Below are 19,754 nucleotides of genomic sequence, written 5' to 3'. Positions count from 1 at the left end.
ATGGCACTGACAAAAGCGGACATGGCAGAACGGCTGTTTGAGGAACTGGGCATCAATAAACGCGAGGCCAAGGAACTGGTAGAAATTTTCTTCGAGGAAATTCGCAGTGCCCTGGAGCGAGGACGGCAGGTCAAGCTGTCCGGGTTTGGTAATTTCGACCTGCGTGACAAGAATCAGCGGCCGGGTCGCAATCCCAAGACTGGAGAGGAAATCCCAATTACTGCCCGCAGGGTCGTCACCTTTCGGCCCGGCCAGAAACTCAAGGCGCGGGTGGATGACTTTGAGGGTGAACCGCAGTAGCGACACGACGGAAACGCTTGGCAAGCCCGGCGGATTGAATTAGCATGACCCTTCTTCGTGGCAGCCAAACTGCTACAACCCGGGGCGTAGCGCAGCCTGGTAGCGCACCTGCATGGGGTGCAGGTGGTCGGAGGTTCAAATCCTCTCGCCCCGACCAATTTTCAATGACGTACATCACGCCCGTTTCCCGCCGTGTCGGATTGATCTCAGACTCGCGGAAACGGGCGTTTTTTTCCGCGTAACCCCGGCTTGATTTCATGCTCAAACAATGGTGGTGGCTCAGCGCCTTGGTGATCGGGTTGGATCAAGCCACCAAGTACCTCGCCGAGAGGCTGCTGGTGATGCATCAACCGCTGCCGGTGGCGCCGTCATTCAACCTGTTGCTGACCTACAATACCGGCGCTGCCTTCAGTTTTCTCGCCAATGCCGGTGGTTGGCAGCGTTGGTTCTTCCTGGGGCTGGGACTGATGGTCAGCATGGGGCTGTTGGTCTGGCTAGTGCGGCTCAAACCGGCGGAACAGCGACTGGCAGTGGCTTTAGCGCTGATTCTAGGCGGGGCAGTCGGCAATTTAATTGACCGGGTTTGGCTGGGACAAGTCATTGACTTCATTCAACTCTATTATGATCGCTGGTACTGGCCGGCCTTCAATATCGCCGATTCGGCGATTACCCTTGGCGCAGTGCTGCTGGTGCTGGATAGCCTGGGGTCCAACAAGAGTGACCCTCTGAAAAATCCGGTGGATGGTTCCTGATCCAACCCTCTGTTTTTCTGGAGAATTGCATGAGCGTACAAATCCACCTTGCCAATCCCCGCGGCTTTTGCGCTGGCGTAGATCGGGCTATCGGCATTGTCGAACGGGCGCTGGATTTATTCGGAGCGCCCATCTACGTGCGCCATGAGGTGGTGCATAACCGGTTTGTGGTAGACGATCTGCGCGGGCGCGGCGCGGTGTTCGTCGAGGAACTGAACGAGGTGCCCAACGGAGCGACGCTGATCTTCAGCGCCCACGGGGTAGCGCGAATGGTCAGGGAACAGGCGGCGCAACGTGGCCTCAAGGTATTCGACGCCACCTGTCCGCTGGTCACCAAGGTCCACATGGAAGTTAGCCGTCACGCTCGCGCCGGGCGTGAGGTCATCCTGATCGGCCACGCCGGTCATCCAGAGGTCGAGGGCACCATGGGCCAGTACGACGAGCGCCAGGGCGGACACCTGTATTTGGTGGAAACCGTCGAGGATGTCTGGACGTTGCCGGTGCGCCATCCCGAAGAACTGGCCTACGTGACCCAGACCACCCTGTCGGTGGATGACACCGCACGGATCGTCACCGCCCTGCGCGCGCGATTTCCAGCGGTTCAGGGACCGCGCAAGGATGACATCTGCTACGCCACCCAGAATCGCCAGGATGCGGTCAAAAATCTGTCAGGCCGCTGTGAACTGCTGCTGGTGGTCGGATCGCGCAGCAGTTCCAATTCCAACCGGCTGCGCGAATTGGCCGAAAAAGCGGGCACCCCAGCCTATCTGATTGACGGCCCCGAGGATATAGACCCGGCATGGCTGGCGAATCAGACCGCCATCGGCGTGACCGCCGGTGCCTCAGCGCCGGAAGTGCTGGTGCAACAGGTGATCGCCCGCTTGCGGGAACTGGGCGCGACGGCAGTGACCGAAAGCGTAGGCCAAGAGGAAAACGTGGTGTTTGCGCTGCCGCGAGAACTACGGTGATTAAAATGCACATTCACATTCTCGGTATTTGCGGCACCTTCATGGCCGGTGTTGCCCTATTAGCCCGTGCGGCGGGGCATCGCGTCTCCGGTTGCGACGCCGGGGTCTATCCGCCGATGAGTACGCAACTGGCGGAAGCCGGTATCACCCTGCGGGAAGGCTACGCCCCCGAACAGCTCGACCAATTTCAGCCGGATATGATTGTCGTCGGCAATGTGATGAGTCGGGGCCGACCGATTATCGAGGCGCTGCTGGATCACAATCGGCCCTACACCTCCGGGCCAGCGTGGTTGGCAGATTATGTGCTGCGTGACCGCCATGTGCTGGCGGTGGCCGGCACGCACGGCAAAACCAGCACCAGCAGCATGCTGGCCTGGATTCTGGAAGACGCGGGGTTGGAACCCGGCTTTCTGATCGGCGGGATTCCGGCCAATTTCGGGCAGTCAGCGCGACTGGGCCGCAGCCCGTTCTTCGTGGTGGAAGCCGACGAATACGACACCGCATTTTTCGACAAGCGTTCCAAATTCGTTCATTACCGTCCGCGCACCCTGATTTTGAATAATCTGGAATTCGATCACGCCGACATTTTCCCGGATGTGGCGGCCATTCAGCGTCAGTTCCATCATCTGCTCCGCACCGTGCCGGGATCGGGGCGGATCGTGACCCATGGGCAGGATGCGAATCTGGCCGCAGTGCTGGCAATGGGCTGCTGGACTCCAGTGGAAACCTTTGGCGTCGGCGACTGGGAAGCGCGGGGCATCGCACCGGATGGCAGCGCCTTCGAGCTGTATTACCACGGTGAACTTCAAGGTCGGGCGGAATGGACACAGTTGGGAATGCACAATGTTTATAACGCCCTCGCCGCCATCGCGGCAGCCCATCATGCCGGGGTAGCGCCTGCCCAGGCGATTGCGGCGCTGGCGGATTTTCAGGGTGTCAAACGGCGGCTGGAGGTGCGCGGTGCAGTCAATAGCGTGGTGGTGTACGACGATTTCGCTCACCATCCTACTGCGATTGCAACCACGCTGGCCGGACTGCGCGCCCGGGTGGGTGATCAGCCGATCATTGCGGTGCTGGAACCCCGTTCAAACACCATGAAACTGGGCGTCTTCAAGGATAGCCTCGCGCCGGCGCTGAAGCTGGCCGATGCCGTAGTGTTGTATCAGGCTCCCGATCTCGGCTGGGATCTTGGGGTGGTGGCGGTAGCGCTCGGCTCGCGTCAACAGATTTGCCATTCGCTCGACGCGACGCTGGCCGCAGTCCAGACCCAAATCAAACCAGGGACTCATGTTTTAATCATGAGCAACGGCGGCTTTGGCGGTATTCACGAGCGGTTGCTTCAAGCGTTGCGGGCGACGGTTACCGGTGAGCAGTGAGTTGCTCTACAGTTCATCTATTCCCCACCGAATCTACTACCACCCCCCGGAACATCAGCCATGGCGAAGAAAAAAACCGATTACAGCATCAAGGTCGCTGCGCAAGCCTTTTATCTGGAGGAACAGTCGGCTCCAGACAGTGACCGCTATGTGTTCGCCTATACCGTGCTGATTCAGAACCAGGGCAATATTGCCGCCAAGCTGCTCAGCCGACACTGGATTATTACCGACGCCAACGGCAAGATTGAGGAAGTGCGCGGCGAAGGCGTGGTTGGCGAACAGCCCCACTTGCGCCCCGGTGAAGGCTTTCAGTACACCAGCGGCGCAATTCTGGAAACCTCGGTCGGCAGCATGAAAGGCAGCTATCAAATGCTGGCCGATGATGGTCGAGTCTTCGATACCGACATCCCGCCGTTCGTGCTATCCATTCCTCGCACGCTGCATTGAATCCAGCATGACGCTGCGCTACAGCTACACCCTGTTCGCGCCGATCTACGATGCCCTGGTAGCGCCGTTCACCGCTTCGGCGCGGCGGCGCAGCCTGGCGCTACTCAGCGAGGAAGCGCACGCCGAAGTGTTGCTGGTCGGGATCGGCAGCGGATTGGATGTGCCGTTGCTGCCGTCCGGGCCACGTTACACCGGTCTCGACCTGACCCCGGCGATGCTGGCTCGCGCCCGCCGCAAGGCCGCCACCCTGAGATTAGAGATGACTCTTGATGTAGGCGATGCCCGCTGCCTGCCGTATGCCGACGCCGCCTTTGATGTGGTGCTGCTGCATCTGATTCTGGCGGTGACACCTCATCCAGAGCAGGTTTTGGCGGAAGCGGCGCGGGTGCTGCGGCGCGGCGGGCGAATCCTGATTCTCGACAAGTTTCTGCGGCCTGGACAGAACGCGCCGCTGCGGCGGTTGATCAGTCCGCTGCTGGGGCTGCTGGCGACCCGAACCAATGTGGTGTTTGAAGCCGTGTTAGCGCAAGTGCCGGGGCTGGAAGTCGTGTCCGATCTGCCGGCGCTGGCTGGCGGCTGGTTCCGGCAGATCGTGTTGCGCAAGACCGGATTTTGAGAGTGCGGCGGGAGTTCCACTGATCCTATTTGGTGTTGCAACCTCCTGCCGGTGTCTCGCGCCGAGATGCTAATGAATTTTTCGATTCTTCGAGGGTTCTTGTGGAAACCGGGGTTTATTGTCTCAAAAATGAGAATTATAATTGGCGGCTTATAAATAACTAATTGATTGAGGTAATTGCAAAATTATTTCGTAGCATCTTCAAATACGATTTTACCCAGCTTTTATACCTCAATACTTCGGACAGTTTCATGCAGCGATAGCCCCGTAGTTACATAGGTTGCCGAACTCGGGACTGGATTTAATTGAACTGAAGTCCAAACCTAAGAAGGAAGAAAAGCGTTTGAGCAAATGTTCATTGAATTTGCGAATCTTCCAACTGGCAATAGAAATAACGGGTCGATCCGTACCCTGATTTCATTGTCGATCCTCCAGTTTGAGGAGATTCAAGGCAGTCATGGAGGCGTTAAAATGAAAATGAAGAGCCGATGGACTGCGTGCTTGACAATCTAATAAGCCGGTAAATTGTTTAGCATCCCGGAACAGGAATTCGATTTGAAATCGGGCCTTGTAGAGACGATAAATTTCCAGCGCTGGCAACTCGATATCGGTCGAATACAACAATGCGGTTTTGATTTTTTGACCGATGGGTTTCATCAAATAAATAATTCGGACATTTCGTTTAAAATGAGTGCTATTGACGACGGACGTATACACCTGAGTTTCGTGCACTTCGCCGGCTTTCTCAAATCGATCCCATTCTTGGAGTTGGAAACGGACTTTGCCATCGTACTGCTTAGGACGACCTCGGGGCTTTTGCGGGCCGTGATAGAGCCAACGCCGATTGGCATCGTGGCGTAGCTTGCTGACGAGATGCAGACCCAGGTTGCATACTCCATTGATAAATTTGATTTTACTGTAGTAACCGTCGGCCAATACATAACGAACGCCGGCGGGTAAAGCCGAAAAATCCTGTTGAAGATGCTTTAAATAGTCGTCCACGCGGGTTTCTTGGGGGTTGTCCAGGGGTGGAGTTTGGCGACTGGAGAGAGGGTAAGCCGTGTTGTAATCGACATCTACCAAGGCCAGAGTGGACAGTTCTAAACCGTTCTCGGCCCGACCCTGTTGGCTATTGTAGAAGTGATCTAATCCATAAGTTTGTTCACCACTTTTAGGACAAAACGTGCAATCAATCGCGACCACCCATGTAGAATTATTAGCGATAATATCCGCTAAACTCAATCGATTAAACTTAACGAAATCAAAGTCCCTGCGGAACCCACGGGAGTAGGTCTTTTCATGCAGATGACTATAGCGACTTAGATTACGAAAGTTGGCTTTTCCTGGTAAATATATCAGAGTTGTCAACAGAATGACTAGAAAAGTACGTTGGGGTTTCAACACACTGGACATCTGCCGTAAAACGGTTTCTACTATAGACATGGGAACCTTCAATTTTAGTTAAAAATGTCGTCGTGGAAGACTCCATTTTACTAGGTTGAAGGTTTTTTTGAACAGCAGTTAGAAAAACTGTCCGAACTATTGGTAAATGATTGCTATACCCCAAGATGATACTCAAGCTGCTTACTGGTATCGCAAAGCTGTTGATCAAGGATATGCTGAAGCCCAACTAAATCTTGGTAGGGCATATACCAATGTCCAAGGTGTACCCAAAGACGATGCTCAAGCTGTTTATTGGCTTCACAAAGCCGCTGATCAAGGTAATGCTCTTGCTCAATTCGGTCTCGGTATGAAATATGGGCAATGTGCCGGTGTAACCAAAGATAGTGTTATTGCTCTAATGTGGGTTTACGTTTCTTATGTGTATAGTGAAGGTACTCCATTTCAAGAGAAGGTAGTTGAAATGATCAATAATCTCACTACCCATTTTACAGAGCAACAAATAACAGAAGCTCAACAACGCGCCAAAATTTGGATCGCCGCTCATCCCAAGAAGAATTGAAACTGCCAATTTTTTTGGCAGTCACCTGCCACTATATTTTCATGCAGTGTACGGTGAGTACAATGGTCTTTTCAACATAGGGATATTAGAAATTATCGAAGGTGACTTGCCACAAAGAGTGCTCTAAAATTACTTCTGTGCAAGCGATTGACAGCCATACGTTAGTTGTAGAGTTTGATAAACGACCCCGCAGCAAGCTGCGGGGTATTGGGTTACCAAAGAACGCAGCAAGCTGCGGGGAATTAGACCCGTAGAGATTAAATGGGAAACATTACGTTATTCATTTGCTGGAAAAAGAAATGTTTGCTGACTTAAAAAACTCGGCGTTTTTCAAAAATGTCCGGGTTGATCAAGGTGGCTACGCAGTTTATTGGAATGATGAAATAGATATTAGCGAATATGAACTGTGGACACATGGCATACCCATACCCTAACTCGGCGCTGTGCCTGTCCATGCTCATAAGTCCCGATGCCCAACCTGCAAGCGTGATTGTCCGTATTCAATCCAGCGGCGGCGTTGAGACTGCCAATTCGCCAGTTCATCCGCAGCTTCGGGCGCAATTTCCAGCGCCGCACTAACCCAACTCTCCAACAGTGTCGTTTGCAACATTGCCTGTTCCGACCCCAACTGCCACCGACTGGGTCGCACCATAACTTCGTAACCCTGGTTTCGCAGCATCACCATATCGCCAACTACGACTATTTCTATAACCGGTGGGGCGAGCCTGAATATCCGCCGAATCAATAAATCCTACCCAAACCCTGACGGACTGCGTGTGATCCACGCGCTCCCAGTGCCAATTCCGAAGCGATGCTACCCTCCGATCTCCTCTTTTCCCACAAACGCGGTGCCCAGATTTATCCGCGCTTTCTGCGCCGCGAGCAACAGGTCTGGGCCGAACAGGTTCTGACCCTGATCTGCGAGCATCAGCATCGCACTCGAGGCGAGTTGCAGGCGGCATTACGGGCGCTGGAAGGCGACTCGCCCGATTACCGCATCGTGCGCGGCTTTGCTCATCTGGCGCTGAATGCCGCCGAATTCACCCTGGCGACTGGCGAACTCGAACCAGAAACGCTGCGGCGGGAGGTGTTCACCTTGGCCGCCGAGCGCGGCGGTTACGGTGAAACTCAGGCGCGGGAAGTGCTGGAAGCAGTCGCGCCGCGCTATCAACTGGAGGTAGAAACGCTGCGCGAGGCGCTGTATGCCGACCTGCCGGAGCATCATCTACTAACGGTGCTGCCGGATTTCACTCCAGAGGCGCTGGTAAACCGCTACAACCTCGCCCAAGCGCAAGGACTGCTGTACTCGGCGCTGTGTCTACGCCTTATCGCCCACCGCAATGTTCCCGGTGAATACCGGCGACTATTCCGCCATCTCAAGTTTCACGGGCTGATGTACGCGGTTGAAGGCCACTTGGACGACGGCTATCAGATTTACGTAGATGGCCCCGCCAGCCTGTTCAAGCAAACTCGCAAGTACGGCTTGCAAATGGCAGTGTTCCTGCCAGCGCTGTTGCGGGTCAGCCGTTGGGAGATGGTGGCGGTATTGCAACGGGACGGCCAGGAACTCAGCTACCAGATCGACTCACAATCGCCGCTTAAGCCGCTGGGCGCCGCGCCGCCGGCTTATGACAGCCTGCTGGAAGAAAACTTTGTCCGCCGCTGGGAAAAACTCAATACGCCGTGGGTTTTGGAGCGGGAAGTGGAAATCGTGGATTTGAAAGGAACGGTATTCGTACCCGACTTTGCCCTGCGTCATCCCGATGGACGGATCGCGCATATCGAGATCATGGGCTTCTGGCATCCCGATTATCTGCGCCGCAAGCTGGACAAGCTGCGCCGTGCCGCCATGCCCGATTTGATTGTGGCGGTATCAGAACGGCTGAACGTCGGCGCAGAGGATTTTCAGGATGTACCCGGCCCGGTGCTGTTTTTCAAGGGTAAACTGGAACCGCGTGCGGTGCTGGAGGTACTGGAACGGCTGACGTTACCAACCGGCTAACACGGCTTTACTGCCGTGGGCCATCAAGGATGTTGACCAGCACATCGCCGTGAAAAATCAGGGTTTTCAGGAAGGTTCCAGGCCCAAAACTGTAATCCCAACGGTAGACGGGAATGACTCGGCGATACTCGGTTTCGTAACCTGGCGGACGGACATCGGGATTCAGCGGCGCCGGATTGACCGCATAGCCCTCATTCCGGCGCACCACCTGTTCGATGAAACCGTCCTGCCAGGCGCGTTGCGGTTCGCCACAGATCTGAAGCACCCGCGACTGGGAATCGCCGGTGTTCACCAGATAACCGCCACAGCGAATGCTGTCGGCGACCGCACTGGTAGCGCCGACCGCTAATGCGCATACCAAGACCAACCAGCCAAACCCACGCATAGTTTTCTCCACCCGAATTGCCACTAATATGGTTATCATGCAACCTTTCCATAGCAACTACCATAGATAGTCATGAGCGCTTTTATCATCACTACATCCACTGCATTTGGTTTGATTGCTTTAGCCGAACTGGGTGACAAAACCCAACTGGTCTGCATGACTCTGGCCGCTCGTCATCCGCCCGCGCCGGTGTTAATCGGCGCGGTGCTGGCATTCGCGGTACTCAACCTGCTGGCGGTTCTGTTTGGTGCTTCCGTTGCCGCCTGGGTGCCCGAATGGGCAACGGCCGCTATCGTGGCGGTTCTGTTCGCCGTATTCGGCTGGCGAGCTTGGCGAGAAGCCGATGCGGAAACAGTCGAAGTTGAGGAAAAAAGCGGTCGAAGTGTGGTGCTGTCTACCTTTGTACTCATTTTCCTGGCGGAACTGGGGGATAAAACCCAGCTCGCCGTGGCCGGCCTCGCCAGCACCCAGGACGCGCTGCCGGTCTGGGTCGGCGGGACGCTAGGATTGGCGGCGATTTCGGCGTTGGGGGTGCTGGCCGGACGCACTGTATTGCAACGATTGCCGATGCCTCTGCTACACCGGGTCAGCGGCGTCCTGTTCCTGCTGCTGGCAGCGGTCGCCGGCTGGCGGGCCTTCGCCACTCTGCCGGGCTGAAGCGGATACCGCGCATGTCTCTGCCCTTACCGCCCGCACCTGATCCATCAGTGGATCATTCCCTTACCGGAGTATTAAATGCGCTGGGCTGCTTTGGCATCTGGGGGCTGTTCCCGATCTATTTCAAACTGCTTGGGCAGGTTCCTCCCCTGCAAGTGCTGGCGCACCGCATCTTGTGGTCGGTGGTGGTGCTGCTGGCGCTGATTCTGGCGCAGGGTCAGTGGCACGCCTTGTGCGCTGAATTCCGCGACTGGCGCCGCCTGCGCTTCTACCTGCTAACGACGCTGCTGATTTCTACCAATTGGCTGTTGTATATCTGGGCGGTGCAGCACGGGCGGATTCTGGAAGCCAGCCTTGGCTACTACATCAATCCACTGGTCAATGTGGTGCTGGGTGTGCTGTTCCTGCACGAGCGGCTGAATCCCCGCCAGTGGGCGGCGGTCGCCCTCGCTGCGGTGGGTGTACTGGTTCTCATCGCGGGTTACGGCTTGGTGCCCTGGATTGCCCTCAGTTTGGCACTGAGTTTCGGTAGCTACGGGATGCTGCGCAAGAAAGCCGGTCATCCGGCGGCGCTGGGCTTGGGCGTGGAAACCGCGTTGCTGGCGCCGGTCGCCCTGCTGTTTCTATTGGTGCTTGCGGTGCGCGGAACCGGCGCATTTGGCACGGGGGACGTTAGCACCGATCTGCTGCTGCTGGCCGTTGGCCTGATCACCGTTGCTCCGTTGCTGATGTTTCTCGAAGCCACCCGTCTGCTGCGTCTGTCCACTGTTGGCCTGATTCAGTACCTGACGCCCACCCTGCAATTCCTGCTGGCGGTCGCCGTCTACCGCGAACCATTCACCGCCATTCATCTGGCCGCATTCGGCTGTATCTGGCTGGCGCTGGTGCTGTACAGTGCTGACGCCTGGTCCAGCCATCGCCGCCGATCCGGCTGGGTTACTGCATCGAGCCATGGAACTCCGCCACCATGAAGCTACCCATCGGCAAAATCCAGCTTCGTATTCTCGGCATCTTGCTGCTGATTATCGCCATCTTCATAGTGGCGCTGATCAGGAACGCCGCGCTCCTGACCTTCATTCTCAGCGGTCTGCTGGCGCTCGTTACCCTGTTCGTCGCGCTGTTGCGCTGGATCAACCGCCCGCTGCGCCTGTTAGCGCGCAGCCTGCGCAGCCACGATCCCGCCCTGCTCGACTCACTGTCGGATCGGGATACCGAATTCGGCCAACTGGCGCAACTGGTACGGGATTTTTTCCAGCAACAACAACGGCTTACCGTGGAAATCACCGAACGGCGGCAGGTGGAACACCAGTTGCGGCTGTTTTCACGGGCTATTGAAAACAGCGCCAACCAGGTCATTATCACCAACTGCGCTGGTGCCATTGAGTACGTCAATCCGCAGTTTGTCCAAGTGACTGGCTATAGCGCCGCCGAGGTTATCGGCGCCAATCCGCGCATTCTTAAATCTGGTAAGACCCCGCCGGAACAATACCAGCGGCTATGGCGAACCCTCGTCAGCGGCCAGGAATGGCGTGGTGAGTTTCGCAACCGGCGCAAGGACGGCACGCTGTACTGGGAATCCGCCTCGATTGCACCGATCCGCAATGAAAAAGGCACCATTACCCATTTCATCGCTATCAAGGAAGACATCACCCGCCGCAAGAAGATGGAAGCCGCACTACGGGCCAGCGAAGTGAAATACCGTGGCGTATTCGCCACTATCGGTGATTCGCTGCTGTTGGTGGATGGCCGCGACGGCCGCATCTTTGATGTCAATCCGGCGGCTTGCAAACTGTACGGTTACAGTCGGGAAGAACTGCTGGCGCTGCGGGATCGTGACCTGGCCGTTGATGCCGCGACCCACGTCGAACTACTCAGCACTCCGTCAACGCGGCGAGTAGATCACCTGCACCGGCGCAAGGACGGCACGGTGTTCCATGCCGATATCTACCTTCGCCGCTTCACCTATCAGGGCCACAAAGTTACGGTCGAGGCCGTCCGCGACATGACGCCGCAGAAACAGGCCGAACAGAAAATTCTGCGGCTGAGCCATTGTTATGCTGCGCTCAGCCGGATCAGCGCCGCCATTATCCGTCATGCCGAACCTCATGATCTGTTCCAGCAGGTCTGCCAAATCGTGGCCGATCTGGAGCAAATGCAAATAGCAACCATCGGTTTCGTTGATTCGGAAACCGGCGGATTCCAGCCGGCAGCGCATGCCGGTGCGGTACCCGACTATCCGCGCTATCTCGCCAGCACTCACTTGTTCGATGATCCCAGCATCCCGGAGATTTGGGAGCCGACCGGGATGGCCTTTCGTCAGGGATCACCGGTGGTGAACAATGATTTTCCAAGCGATCCCAACGCTCAGGGTTGGCGTCAAGTGGCGGGCGTAATGGGCATTCATGCCGGCGCTGCCTTCCCATTGCGGCGCAACGGTCGGGTGGTCGGCTGTCTGAGCGCCTATGCAGCAGAGCGGAATTTTTTCGAGGCGGATATCACCGACCTGCTCAACAATCTGGCTGGCGAGATTTCCTTCGCGCTGGATTTGTTCGACCGCGAAGCCCAGCGTAAGAGCGCCGAAGCGCGCATTCATCAAATGGCGACGCATGATCCACTGACCGGTTTACCCAATCGCACCTTGCTGCTGGATCGCTTGGCCCAGGCACTGCACCACGCCCAGCGTAAACGGCAGCACGTCGGCGTTTTGTTTTTGGACCTTGACCATTTCAAGACCATCAATGATTCACTGGGCCATGAGGTTGGCGACCAATTGTTGCAGCAGGTGACCGAACGGTTGCGGCATTGCATTCGGCAAGAGGATACGCTGGCCCGGCAGGGGGGCGACGAATTTATCCTGGTGCTGCCAGACATTATCGATCCTGCCGCCGTGGGCCAAGTTGCCGATCATCTGCTACACGCCCTGCATGAGCCGTTCATGCTGAACGACCAGCGCCTGCATATTGGCGCCAGCATTGGCGTCAGCATTTACCCGCTGGATGCGACCGATCCCCCAACGCTGATTCGGTTTGCTGACAGTGCGATGTATCAAGCCAAGGAAGCAGGTCGTGCCAGCTATGCCTTTTTCACTGTCGAACTGAACCACCGGGTATCAGAACGGTTCGCGCTGAGCAACGAGTTGCGACATGCGCTGGAGGCCGATGAATTCGTGCTGCATTATCAACCGCAGTTTGAGCTGGCGACGGGCCGGTTGATCGGTGCGGAAGCCCTGATCCGCTGGCAACACCCTGAGCGTGGCCTGGTGCCGCCGATCAAATTTATTCCGGTGGCCGAAGAAACCGGGCTGATTAACGCCATCGGCGAATGGACTTTGCGCGTCGCCTGCACCCAGAACCGCTGTTGGCAGGATGCCGGACTGCCGGCGATTCCCATCGCCGTCAATCTGTCGGCCAAACAATGGCTGCAACCCCATCTGGAAGACCAGGTGATCCAGGCGCTGGAAACGGTCGGCTTGGCGCCGGAACTGCTGGAACTGGAAATCACTGAGAGCCTGTTGATGCGGGACACCGAAAAAATGATCGGAACCATGCGCCGGCTTCAGACGCGGGGGGTGAAATTCGCGGTAGACGACTTCGGCATCGGCTATTCCAGCCTGAGCTATCTCAAGCGCTTCCCGATCAACCGGCTCAAGATCGACCAGTCCTTTGTCCGCGACATCCCCGCCGATCCCGACGATACCGCTATTACCACCGCCATTATTCAGATGGGTAAAAGTCTGCGGCTAACTGTAGTCGCTGAAGGCGTCGAAACGCTTGAACAGTTGCGCTTTCTGCGCGAGCAGGGCTGCGACGCGGCGCAGGGCTATCACTTCAGCAAGCCGGTGCCAGCGGCTGAATTTGCCAGATGTTGCGCGGAACTGGGTTGGGCGCGCCTACGCTAAGGCGTACCGGCGAATCCGGCGATGAAGGTCTCGATTTCCGCCTCCAAGGCGGCGTGCGCCTGAAGCCCCTGAATCCAGCGTTCAGGGATAGCCCGAAGTCCCAGCGCCGCGCCCAGCATCGCCCCCAATACCGCGCCCCGGTGGCAGTTGTCGCCGCCGACATTGGTGTTGGCGACCAGCGCGGCCTCAAAGTCGTCTGGATAGCGCGCCGCCAGATACAGTGCCGCTGGAAAGGATTGATCAATGTAGCAGGCGGGGCTGAGCAGGCCACCGATCACATCCAGATCGGATTGGTGATTGCGGATGATCTGCCCGACCACTGCTGTTGCTGGAAATCCCAGCCGTTCGGCGACCGCGCAGGCCAGCGGCCCAATCCGCGCTTCCGGGTCTTGCAGCAACCGAACCAGCAACTCACTCAGCGCCAGCGCGTAATGCTCCAGCTTGCCGGAGCGATGGGTCAGCCGTAATTGCATCAGCGCTGCTGTGTCCGCTGCCGCCCGGTCGCCTTCACGCAGCGCGGCGAAAATCACCGGCGGCAACGTCACCAGCCCACCGATAGAGGCGGTGTCATGCCCTTCGGCTCCGGCGCAGCGTTCCGGTGGCAGGCCACGCGCATAGTGGGCAAAAAAGTCACGGTGATAGGATTCAGCGTAAGTGTCGTCATGGCGGTCCGGGACAGTCATGAAAGCGATGTATTCGCGCAGAAAAGTGGCCGGATCGTAGCGACCCATCGCGTTCATCGTTCGGATCAATACCCGCGCACACAGCAGGTTCAACGTGTTGTCGCCGGCCCGCATCCCTTGGTGATAATGGCGGTTGGGTGGTCCCCAATGATGCTTCTTGCCCTTGAGAATCACACTGCCGACCACTTCACCCTCTTGGGAACCACGCCCGGCCTTGCCGGTACTGGCCAGCGCCATAATTGAACTGGGATGGTGATCCTTGGGAGCCTGGTAGTCGCGGATCGTGCCGAAATCCCGCTGTAGCGCCGCTATGTTGTAATACCAATGAACCGGCATCGCCAGCGCATCACCGACGAACATTCCCCACAATGCGCCCCGAATTCGTTCGGTCTGAGTGATGATGCTCATAGTTTCACCTTGCATAGCCTATTGCGCGGAGATTCAACGGATTACGGTAGACGGTTCATACCGCGTCATTTCCAGATAGCCCTGCCCGTTCATCGGTTGATCGCCCGCATGGCCGGTCACCGCAACCGCTCCTTCCCAATAGCGCACCGTCAGCCGCATTTCCTGATCAGCTACTTTTGGGGTGATCGTTAAATCCAGCTTCTCGGCGGATACGCGCAAACGCCAACCGGCGGGATAGCGATCACCGCTGTTGGGACTGGCCCATTCACCCAGCGGTTGCAACTCCACTTCATCCCAGCGCAGTGATCGGGCCTGACCCCCGGCTTCGACCAGAACGCCCCTGCTGAAGGGGTCCATACTGCCGTCGTTGCGACGCAAGCGGTAGAACATGAAGTCCCTCCCATCGTCCAGTTGCAGCGCGAACCAGTCCCAACCACGCTGATCCGGCCCCAATGCACTGGTGCTCCATTCCCGATCCAGCCAACTGGCGCCGCTCACCGCAAAGGAGTGATCGCCCACCCGAACTAGACCTTGAGTTGGCAGACGGGTGTAGGAGTAGTAATAGGAGGCATTGCCCGGTTCAGCGGTTTTCTGGCTTAAGCCCCGGTCGCCCTGCAAAACCATCGGTTTGGCGACATTCAGCGTCAGATCAAGGGTGATTTCACCCTCTTGAGCGTGCAGCCGCAGCGGAAAAATAGCGGATTCCGATCCGGTCAGCGCCCAGTCTTCCAGCCAGACTCGGAACGGCGTCGCCTGCGCCCCAGCCAGTCCTACTGCGCCCCGGCTGAAGCGCTCGAATCCATAATGCCGGTTGCCAGCGACATCGGTTAGGGCGAAGTGCCCCATGTAAATCTGATGGGTGCGCCAAGCTGAATCCGCTACTGGCGGGGTTGGCGACAGGGCGATGCGGAACAGGGTCAACTGATAGCCAAATTGTCGGCCCGCAGCGTCGCTCAGATTTCCGGTGGCGTACCACCATTCATTACGAAATTCCGGGTGTGGCCCGTGATCGGTGGGGAATTGCAGCGGACGAGGTTGGTAAGCCCGCTGATAGCCGACGTTATCACCTCCGCCCAGGGCCGAGCCAACGGTGATTCCACCGGTCGGTTGGGGTGACGGTTGCAGCAGACGGTAGCCAGTCACACCGATGATCAGCGCCATTGCCAGCAGTCCGATTCTCCACCCATAACGGTTGCGTCGGTTCATCTATTCCGTCCTGAGTGCGTCAGCGGGCCGGGCGCGAGCCATGCGCCAGATCGGATACAGCCCCGCCAGCAAGGCGGCAATGATCGCCAGCGTCAATGTTTCCAGCAACAGCATCGGATCTACCTGAAACGGCAGGCTCCAGCCGAAGGCTCGACGGTTGATGACGAAAATCAGCACCGCTGCCAGCAGCAGCCCGGTCGGTAGGGCCAACAATCCGGCGGCGGCCCCCATAAATCCCGTTTGCAACGACACCAGTCCGCCAATTTCAGCGGTGGTCATGCCAATGGCGCGCAACACGGCAAACTCCCGCGCCCGCTCCAATTGCAGCGCCAGCAGCGCGCTCAACACCCCGACCACCGCCGCCAGAATGGCCAGCAGGCGCAAGACCCGGGTAATAGTGAAGGTGCGCTCGAAGATTTCCAGGGTGAAGCTTTGAATGTCGCGGTTGGAACGAATCAGCAGCGGTTGGATCGATCCCAGCCGTTCCTGCAAGCGTTCGCGCAAGCTGGCCAGATTTTCACCCGGCGCAGCGAAGACGGCCACTGAACCAACTACTGGATCCTGCCAATAACGCTGGTAGCCGGAGCGATGCAGCAAAATCCGCCCATGTTCCGAGCCGTAATCCAGAAACACCCCAGCAATGGTAAAGCGCTGTGTTCCGCGATCCGTTGGCAATTGCAGCGAATCACCGGCAGACAGGTGGCTTCGATACGCCAGCGGTTCGGAAATCAGGATCGCCTCACCGGTTTGAAACGCCTGCCAAGCGGTGGCTGAATCACCATCCATCAAGTGATAACCCGCTTGAGCGGCAGGCGCCAACTCCGCTGCGATCAAGGTGAGGGTGCGTCCGTCAAGCTCAACTTTTGCGCCTCGATAAGTAGAGATCGCTGCCACTCCCGGCGTATTTCGCAACACCGTCAACGCCGCCGGAGCGACCGCCTCCGAACGGTCGCCGCTGCCCTCAATAGCCGGTGGCGCGATGTACAAATCAGCGTTCAGTAAATCGTTGATCCAGATCACGACGCCGCCCCGGAAGCTGTCCACCATCACCCCGACGCCGACGGTGGTCGCAAACGCCACCATCAGCGCCGCAACCGCAATGCCGGTGCGACTAAGATGGCGAACGACATCCCGGCTGGCCATTCGCGCCAGTAATCCCATGTGAGCTGTCAGTGGCTGGATCAGTCCAACCAGGCCGACTACGGCCGGCGGCGTCAGCAGCGCACAACCGAGAATCAGCAGAAACAGCCCGGCGAAACCGGAGACCAGTTCATCGGAGAACCACAGAATCAGACCGCCACCCCCCAGCAGCGCCAGTCCGATCCCGATCAAGCGAGGCAAAGCGGCTTGCCAACGACTTTCCAGATCGGTGCGGCTCAACACCCGGCCTGGCGGAGCGTTGGCGGCTTCCCGTGCGGGTAGCCAGGCCGCCGCCAGCGTTGCCAGCAGACCCAGCGCCACTCCCTTGGCCAGCGACCACGGTTCGATAAAAAACTCGCGAACGCTGAGAACGTAATACAAGTCGTTGATGGTGCGAGTCACCAGATGCACCAGCCCTGATCCAATCCACAGTCCCATGATCCCGCCCAGCAGGGCGCCCGCCAGCCCAAGCAGCAAAGCCTCGCCCAATACCCCGATCAACAGTTCCCGGCGGCTGACGCCCAACGCCCTGAGCATTCCCAACAACGCGCGGCGTTGCACCACGGAAAAGGTCATGGCGTTGTAGATGAGAAACATCCCGACCACCAGCGCCAGCAGGCTCATGGCGGTCAGATTCAGCGAAAAAGCGGCGCTGAGGTCTGCCGTGGCCTGATTACGCATCCCCGGCTGCTCCAGCCGCAGATCCGGCGGTAGCCAGGCACGTAGTTGTTCAGCCAGTTGTTCGCCGCTGGCGTTATCCGGCAACATCAGATCAATGTGACTGAGGCGGCCCGCTTTTCCCAACAGGGTTTGCGCGGTGCTGAGGTCGGTGATGATCAATCCGTCCAGTTCCGGCCCGTTCAACGTACCCGCGCGTTTTAGGATAAAGCGCTGCTCGCCGCGCCGCAGCATCACCTGCTCGCCCAAGGCGCTTGGCAGCAGGGCAGCGTCGGGATTCAGCAGCAAAGCGCGCAGGTCAACATTACTGCCCGTGGCATTAGCGGCGGGATCGCGAAAGGGCGCCTCCGCGAATGGGTCAACTCCGAGAATTTGCAGTAATTGTCCCGGTAGGTCAGCACGGGGTAGATAACCGGTCACGACTGGCCCGGCCAGCCGAATGCCGCGTTCCAGTCGCAATTGCACATACACCGTTTCGGGCACACCCTGCGCCCCGCCAACGATGCGATGGGTCGCATGGCCGGTGATCCGGTTCATCGCCAGATCGAAGCTGCGGCGGGCACTGGCGTTGGCTAAATCCACCGCCAGCACCACCGCCACGCCGAGAGCGATACCAAGAATCGCCAGTCCCAATTGCCAGGGATGCCGCCAGGGATGCCGCAGCAGCGCCCGCCAAAACAGTGGGGTCAACGTGCAATCTCCCGGATGTGGCCGGCGTCCAGAATCAGTATTCGGTCGGCACGGGCAGCGACCTCCTGGCTGTGAGTGACCATGACGATAGTCGTTTTTGCCTGCCGATGCAGATTCAACAGCAACTCCAGAATCCGCTCGCCGGTGTCGGTGTCGAGATTGCCGGTTGGCTCGTCGGCCAACAGCAGCCAAGGACCGTGAACCAGCGCCCGGGCGATGGCCAATCGCTGTTGTTCACCGCCGGACAGGCGCTCCGGGAAGCTGGCCCGGCGATTGCCCAGCCCGACGTTATCCAGCAACTCCAACGCTAGGTCGCGCTGCTCCGGCGTCGCCCGCCGGTTCAATTCCAGCGGCAGCAGCAGGTTTTCTTCAACCGTCAGCGTAGAAATCAGATTGAAGAACTGAAACACGAAGCCAATATGACGGCGGCGAAAACGGGTGCGTTCGATCTCGTGCAAGGTGTTCAGCATCCGTCCGGCGATCTGGATTTGGCCGCTGTCGGGCAGATCAATACCACTGAGCAGGTTGAGCAGTGTGGATTTACCGGAGCCGGACTGGCCGAGCAGAGCTACGAATTCGCCCCGATGGATGTCCAGAGTCAGATCAGCAAAGATAGTCCGCTGTTGGTCACCCTCGGCATAATGCTTGCTAAGATGACGGATGGCGATGAAGGGAGCCGATAGAGCCATTATTTTTAGTACCGTGTCCATGGACGGGAAATGCGTAGCCGGCTAAGATAATTTGAAAACAACAGTGAATAATGACTGTAATTCAGACAGCACGGTTCCCGCCGCCAAGGCTTTTCGGCCGGTGGCGGCGAGGCTGGAGTTCCAGATGGACTGGGCCGGAACTACAGTGCCGGAATCGTGATACCGCTTATCGTTAATGGCAGGTGAGGCTGTGACGGACATGCAGAAACTTGGGATATTTCAACAGGGGGCGCGGATCAGTGGGTTGGTACTGTCCGCTATCGTACTCGGCGCATGCGCCAGCTCAAAAGAAGGGGTGAGTCTTCCTTCCTCCACTAGCTATGGTTCCCAAACTACGTCCCCGGAAACCTATAATTATTTGATTGGACCGGGCGACAGTGTGCAGATTTTTGTCTGGCGCAACCCCGAAGTTTCCCAGGGAGTCACGGTTCGACCGGATGGCAAGATCAGTACGCCACTGGTGGAAGATTTGCAGGCCAGCGGTAAGACGCCTACCCAACTGGCCCGCGACTTGGAAAAGGCGCTGGAGACCTACATCCGTCAGCCGATTGTCACCGTAATCGTTGCCGGTGGCATCGGTCCTTACAGCGAGCAGATTCGCGTGGTAGGCCAAGCCGCCAAGCCGCAGGCGATTGCTTACAAACAAAAGATGACCCTGCTGGACGTAATGATTGTAGTCGGCGGTTTGACTCAATTTGCTGATGGCAATAAGACCAAGGTGGTGCGGGTCGTAGACGATAAGCAGAAAGAGTATGAAGTGCGGGTGAACGACCTGCTGAATGACGGCGACATTACCGCCAACGTGGATATGTTGCCGGGCGATATCCTGATCGTTCCGGAGTCTTGGTTCTGAACGGGCGCGCCGGATCGGCGCG

Annotated in this window: 20 protein-coding genes, 1 tRNA gene and 1 pseudogene; 15 read left to right on the top strand and 7 right to left on the bottom strand. The window is 57.7% G+C overall.

Features of this window, described 5'->3' with window-relative positions; genetic code table 11:
• From ihfA to BN874_RS17340, 7 genes are all read left to right on the top strand, one after another.
• Window positions 1-300 (top strand): integration host factor subunit alpha, encoded by a 300-nt coding sequence (ihfA, locus tag BN874_RS17370; protein WP_034435542.1) that lies wholly within the window; start codon window positions 1-3, stop codon window positions 298-300.
• An 80-nt stretch (window positions 301-380) separates the two neighbouring features.
• A tRNA-Pro gene (locus BN874_RS17365) sits at window positions 381-457 on the top strand.
• Window positions 458-557: 100 nt separating this feature from the next.
• Complete coding sequence (gene lspA / locus BN874_RS17360) at window positions 558-1,052, top strand: signal peptidase II (protein ID WP_034435541.1); 495 nt, start codon at window positions 558-560, stop codon at window positions 1,050-1,052.
• A 29-nt stretch (window positions 1,053-1,081) separates the two neighbouring features.
• Window positions 1,082-2,020: a 4-hydroxy-3-methylbut-2-enyl diphosphate reductase gene (gene ispH / locus BN874_RS17355; protein ID WP_034435540.1), complete on the top strand. Its 939-nt coding sequence runs from the start codon at window positions 1,082-1,084 to the stop codon at window positions 2,018-2,020.
• 5 nt (window positions 2,021-2,025) lie between these two features.
• A complete protein-coding gene (gene mpl, locus BN874_RS17350) occupies window positions 2,026-3,396 on the top strand; it encodes a UDP-N-acetylmuramate:L-alanyl-gamma-D-glutamyl-meso-diaminopimelate ligase (protein WP_034435557.1) in 1,371 nt (456 codons plus the stop codon).
• A gap of 60 nt (window positions 3,397-3,456) precedes the next feature.
• Entirely contained in the window at window positions 3,457-3,843 is a 387-nt protein-coding gene (apaG, locus tag BN874_RS17345; protein ID WP_034435539.1) for a Co2+/Mg2+ efflux facilitator ApaG/CorD, read from the top strand.
• A 7-nt stretch (window positions 3,844-3,850) separates the two neighbouring features.
• Window positions 3,851-4,459: a class I SAM-dependent methyltransferase gene (locus tag BN874_RS17340; protein ID WP_034435538.1), complete on the top strand. Its 609-nt coding sequence runs from the start codon at window positions 3,851-3,853 to the stop codon at window positions 4,457-4,459.
• A gap of 417 nt (window positions 4,460-4,876) precedes the next feature.
• Here BN874_RS17340 and BN874_RS17335 read toward each other — a convergent pair whose 3' ends face one another.
• Window positions 4,877-5,902 (bottom strand): transposase, encoded by a 1,026-nt coding sequence (locus BN874_RS17335; protein WP_081756490.1) that lies wholly within the window; start codon window positions 5,900-5,902, stop codon window positions 4,877-4,879.
• Window positions 5,903-6,008: 106 nt separating this feature from the next.
• Between BN874_RS17335 and BN874_RS22855 the strand changes: the two genes are divergently transcribed.
• The 3 genes and pseudogenes from BN874_RS22855 (at window position 6,009) to BN874_RS23890 (ending at window position 6,856) form a co-directional block, all read left to right on the top strand.
• On the top strand, window positions 6,009-6,422 hold the full coding sequence (locus BN874_RS22855) for a tetratricopeptide repeat protein (protein ID WP_051497989.1): 414 nt from the start codon (window positions 6,009-6,011) through the stop codon (window positions 6,420-6,422).
• Window positions 6,406-6,540: pseudogene (locus BN874_RS25870) on the top strand (DUF4160 domain-containing protein); the annotation flags it as partial. The gene BN874_RS22855 and the pseudogene BN874_RS25870, both read left to right, overlap by 17 nt.
• A 181-nt stretch (window positions 6,541-6,721) precedes the next feature.
• Window positions 6,722-6,856 carry a DUF2442 domain-containing protein gene (locus BN874_RS23890; RefSeq protein WP_081756489.1) on the top strand — a complete coding sequence of 45 codons (135 nt, stop codon included), beginning with the start codon at window positions 6,722-6,724 and terminating at the stop codon, window positions 6,854-6,856.
• 23 nt (window positions 6,857-6,879) lie between these two features.
• Here the strand turns inward: BN874_RS23890 and BN874_RS17325 are convergent, their stop codons facing one another.
• Window positions 6,880-7,101 (bottom strand): hypothetical protein, encoded by a 222-nt coding sequence (locus tag BN874_RS17325; RefSeq protein ID WP_034435537.1) that lies wholly within the window; start codon window positions 7,099-7,101, stop codon window positions 6,880-6,882.
• A gap of 132 nt (window positions 7,102-7,233) precedes the next feature.
• On the opposite strand from BN874_RS17325, the gene BN874_RS17320 reads away from it, so the two are divergent.
• Window positions 7,234-8,424, top strand: a complete 1,191-nt coding sequence (locus BN874_RS17320) for a DUF790 family protein (protein WP_034435536.1) — start codon at window positions 7,234-7,236, stop codon at window positions 8,422-8,424.
• A gap of 7 nt (window positions 8,425-8,431) precedes the next feature.
• On the opposite strand, the gene BN874_RS17315 is transcribed toward BN874_RS17320, so the two are convergent.
• Window positions 8,432-8,848, bottom strand: coding sequence for a DUF2845 domain-containing protein (locus BN874_RS17315; RefSeq protein ID WP_081756488.1), 417 nt, complete (start codon window positions 8,846-8,848; stop codon window positions 8,432-8,434).
• 33 nt (window positions 8,849-8,881) lie between these two features.
• Between BN874_RS17315 and BN874_RS17310 the strand changes: the two genes are divergently transcribed.
• From BN874_RS17310 to BN874_RS22850, 3 genes are read left to right on the top strand one after another with little or no spacing between them, the layout of a single operon-like run.
• Window positions 8,882-9,466 carry a TMEM165/GDT1 family protein gene (locus BN874_RS17310; RefSeq protein ID WP_034435534.1) on the top strand — a complete coding sequence of 195 codons (585 nt, stop codon included), beginning with the start codon at window positions 8,882-8,884 and terminating at the stop codon, window positions 9,464-9,466.
• Between the two features lie 14 nt (window positions 9,467-9,480).
• Window positions 9,481-10,437, top strand: a complete 957-nt coding sequence (gene rarD / locus BN874_RS17305) for an EamA family transporter RarD (protein WP_051497988.1) — start codon at window positions 9,481-9,483, stop codon at window positions 10,435-10,437.
• A complete protein-coding gene (locus tag BN874_RS22850; protein ID WP_051497987.1) occupies window positions 10,434-13,364 on the top strand; it encodes a sensor domain-containing protein in 2,931 nt (976 codons plus the stop codon). Before rarD ends, BN874_RS22850 begins: the two co-directional genes overlap by 4 nt.
• Here the strand turns inward: BN874_RS22850 and BN874_RS17295 are convergent.
• From BN874_RS17295 to BN874_RS17280, 4 genes are read right to left on the bottom strand one after another with little or no spacing between them, the layout of a single operon-like run.
• Window positions 13,361-14,455, bottom strand: a complete 1,095-nt coding sequence (locus BN874_RS17295) for an ADP-ribosylglycohydrolase family protein (RefSeq protein WP_034435533.1) — start codon at window positions 14,453-14,455, stop codon at window positions 13,361-13,363. The genes BN874_RS22850 and BN874_RS17295 overlap by 4 nt on opposite strands.
• A 33-nt stretch (window positions 14,456-14,488) precedes the next feature.
• Window positions 14,489-15,661, bottom strand: a complete 1,173-nt coding sequence (locus tag BN874_RS17290; RefSeq protein ID WP_034435532.1) for a lipocalin-like domain-containing protein — start codon at window positions 15,659-15,661, stop codon at window positions 14,489-14,491.
• The gene (locus BN874_RS17285; RefSeq protein ID WP_034435531.1) at window positions 15,662-18,169 is read right to left on the bottom strand and encodes an ABC transporter permease; all 2,508 of its coding nucleotides are present in this window, start codon (window positions 18,167-18,169) and stop codon (window positions 15,662-15,664) included. It abuts the gene before it with no gap.
• Window positions 18,166-18,858 (bottom strand): ABC transporter ATP-binding protein, encoded by a 693-nt coding sequence (locus BN874_RS17280; protein ID WP_034435530.1) that lies wholly within the window; start codon window positions 18,856-18,858, stop codon window positions 18,166-18,168. Before BN874_RS17280 ends, BN874_RS17285 begins: the two co-directional genes overlap by 4 nt.
• A 220-nt stretch (window positions 18,859-19,078) precedes the next feature.
• On the opposite strand from BN874_RS17280, the gene BN874_RS17275 reads away from it, so the two are divergent.
• On the top strand, window positions 19,079-19,732 hold the full coding sequence (locus tag BN874_RS17275; protein WP_034435529.1) for an XrtA/PEP-CTERM system exopolysaccharide export protein: 654 nt from the start codon (window positions 19,079-19,081) through the stop codon (window positions 19,730-19,732).
• The last annotated feature ends 22 nt before the right edge of the window (window positions 19,733-19,754 follow it).

Origin of the sequence: Candidatus Contendobacter odensis Run_B_J11 (genome assembly GCF_000531125.1) — a bacterium.
Taxonomy (GTDB): domain Bacteria; phylum Pseudomonadota; class Gammaproteobacteria; order Competibacterales; family Competibacteraceae; genus Contendibacter; species Contendibacter odensensis.
This window is presented reverse-complemented; position numbering and strand designations above follow the sequence as displayed.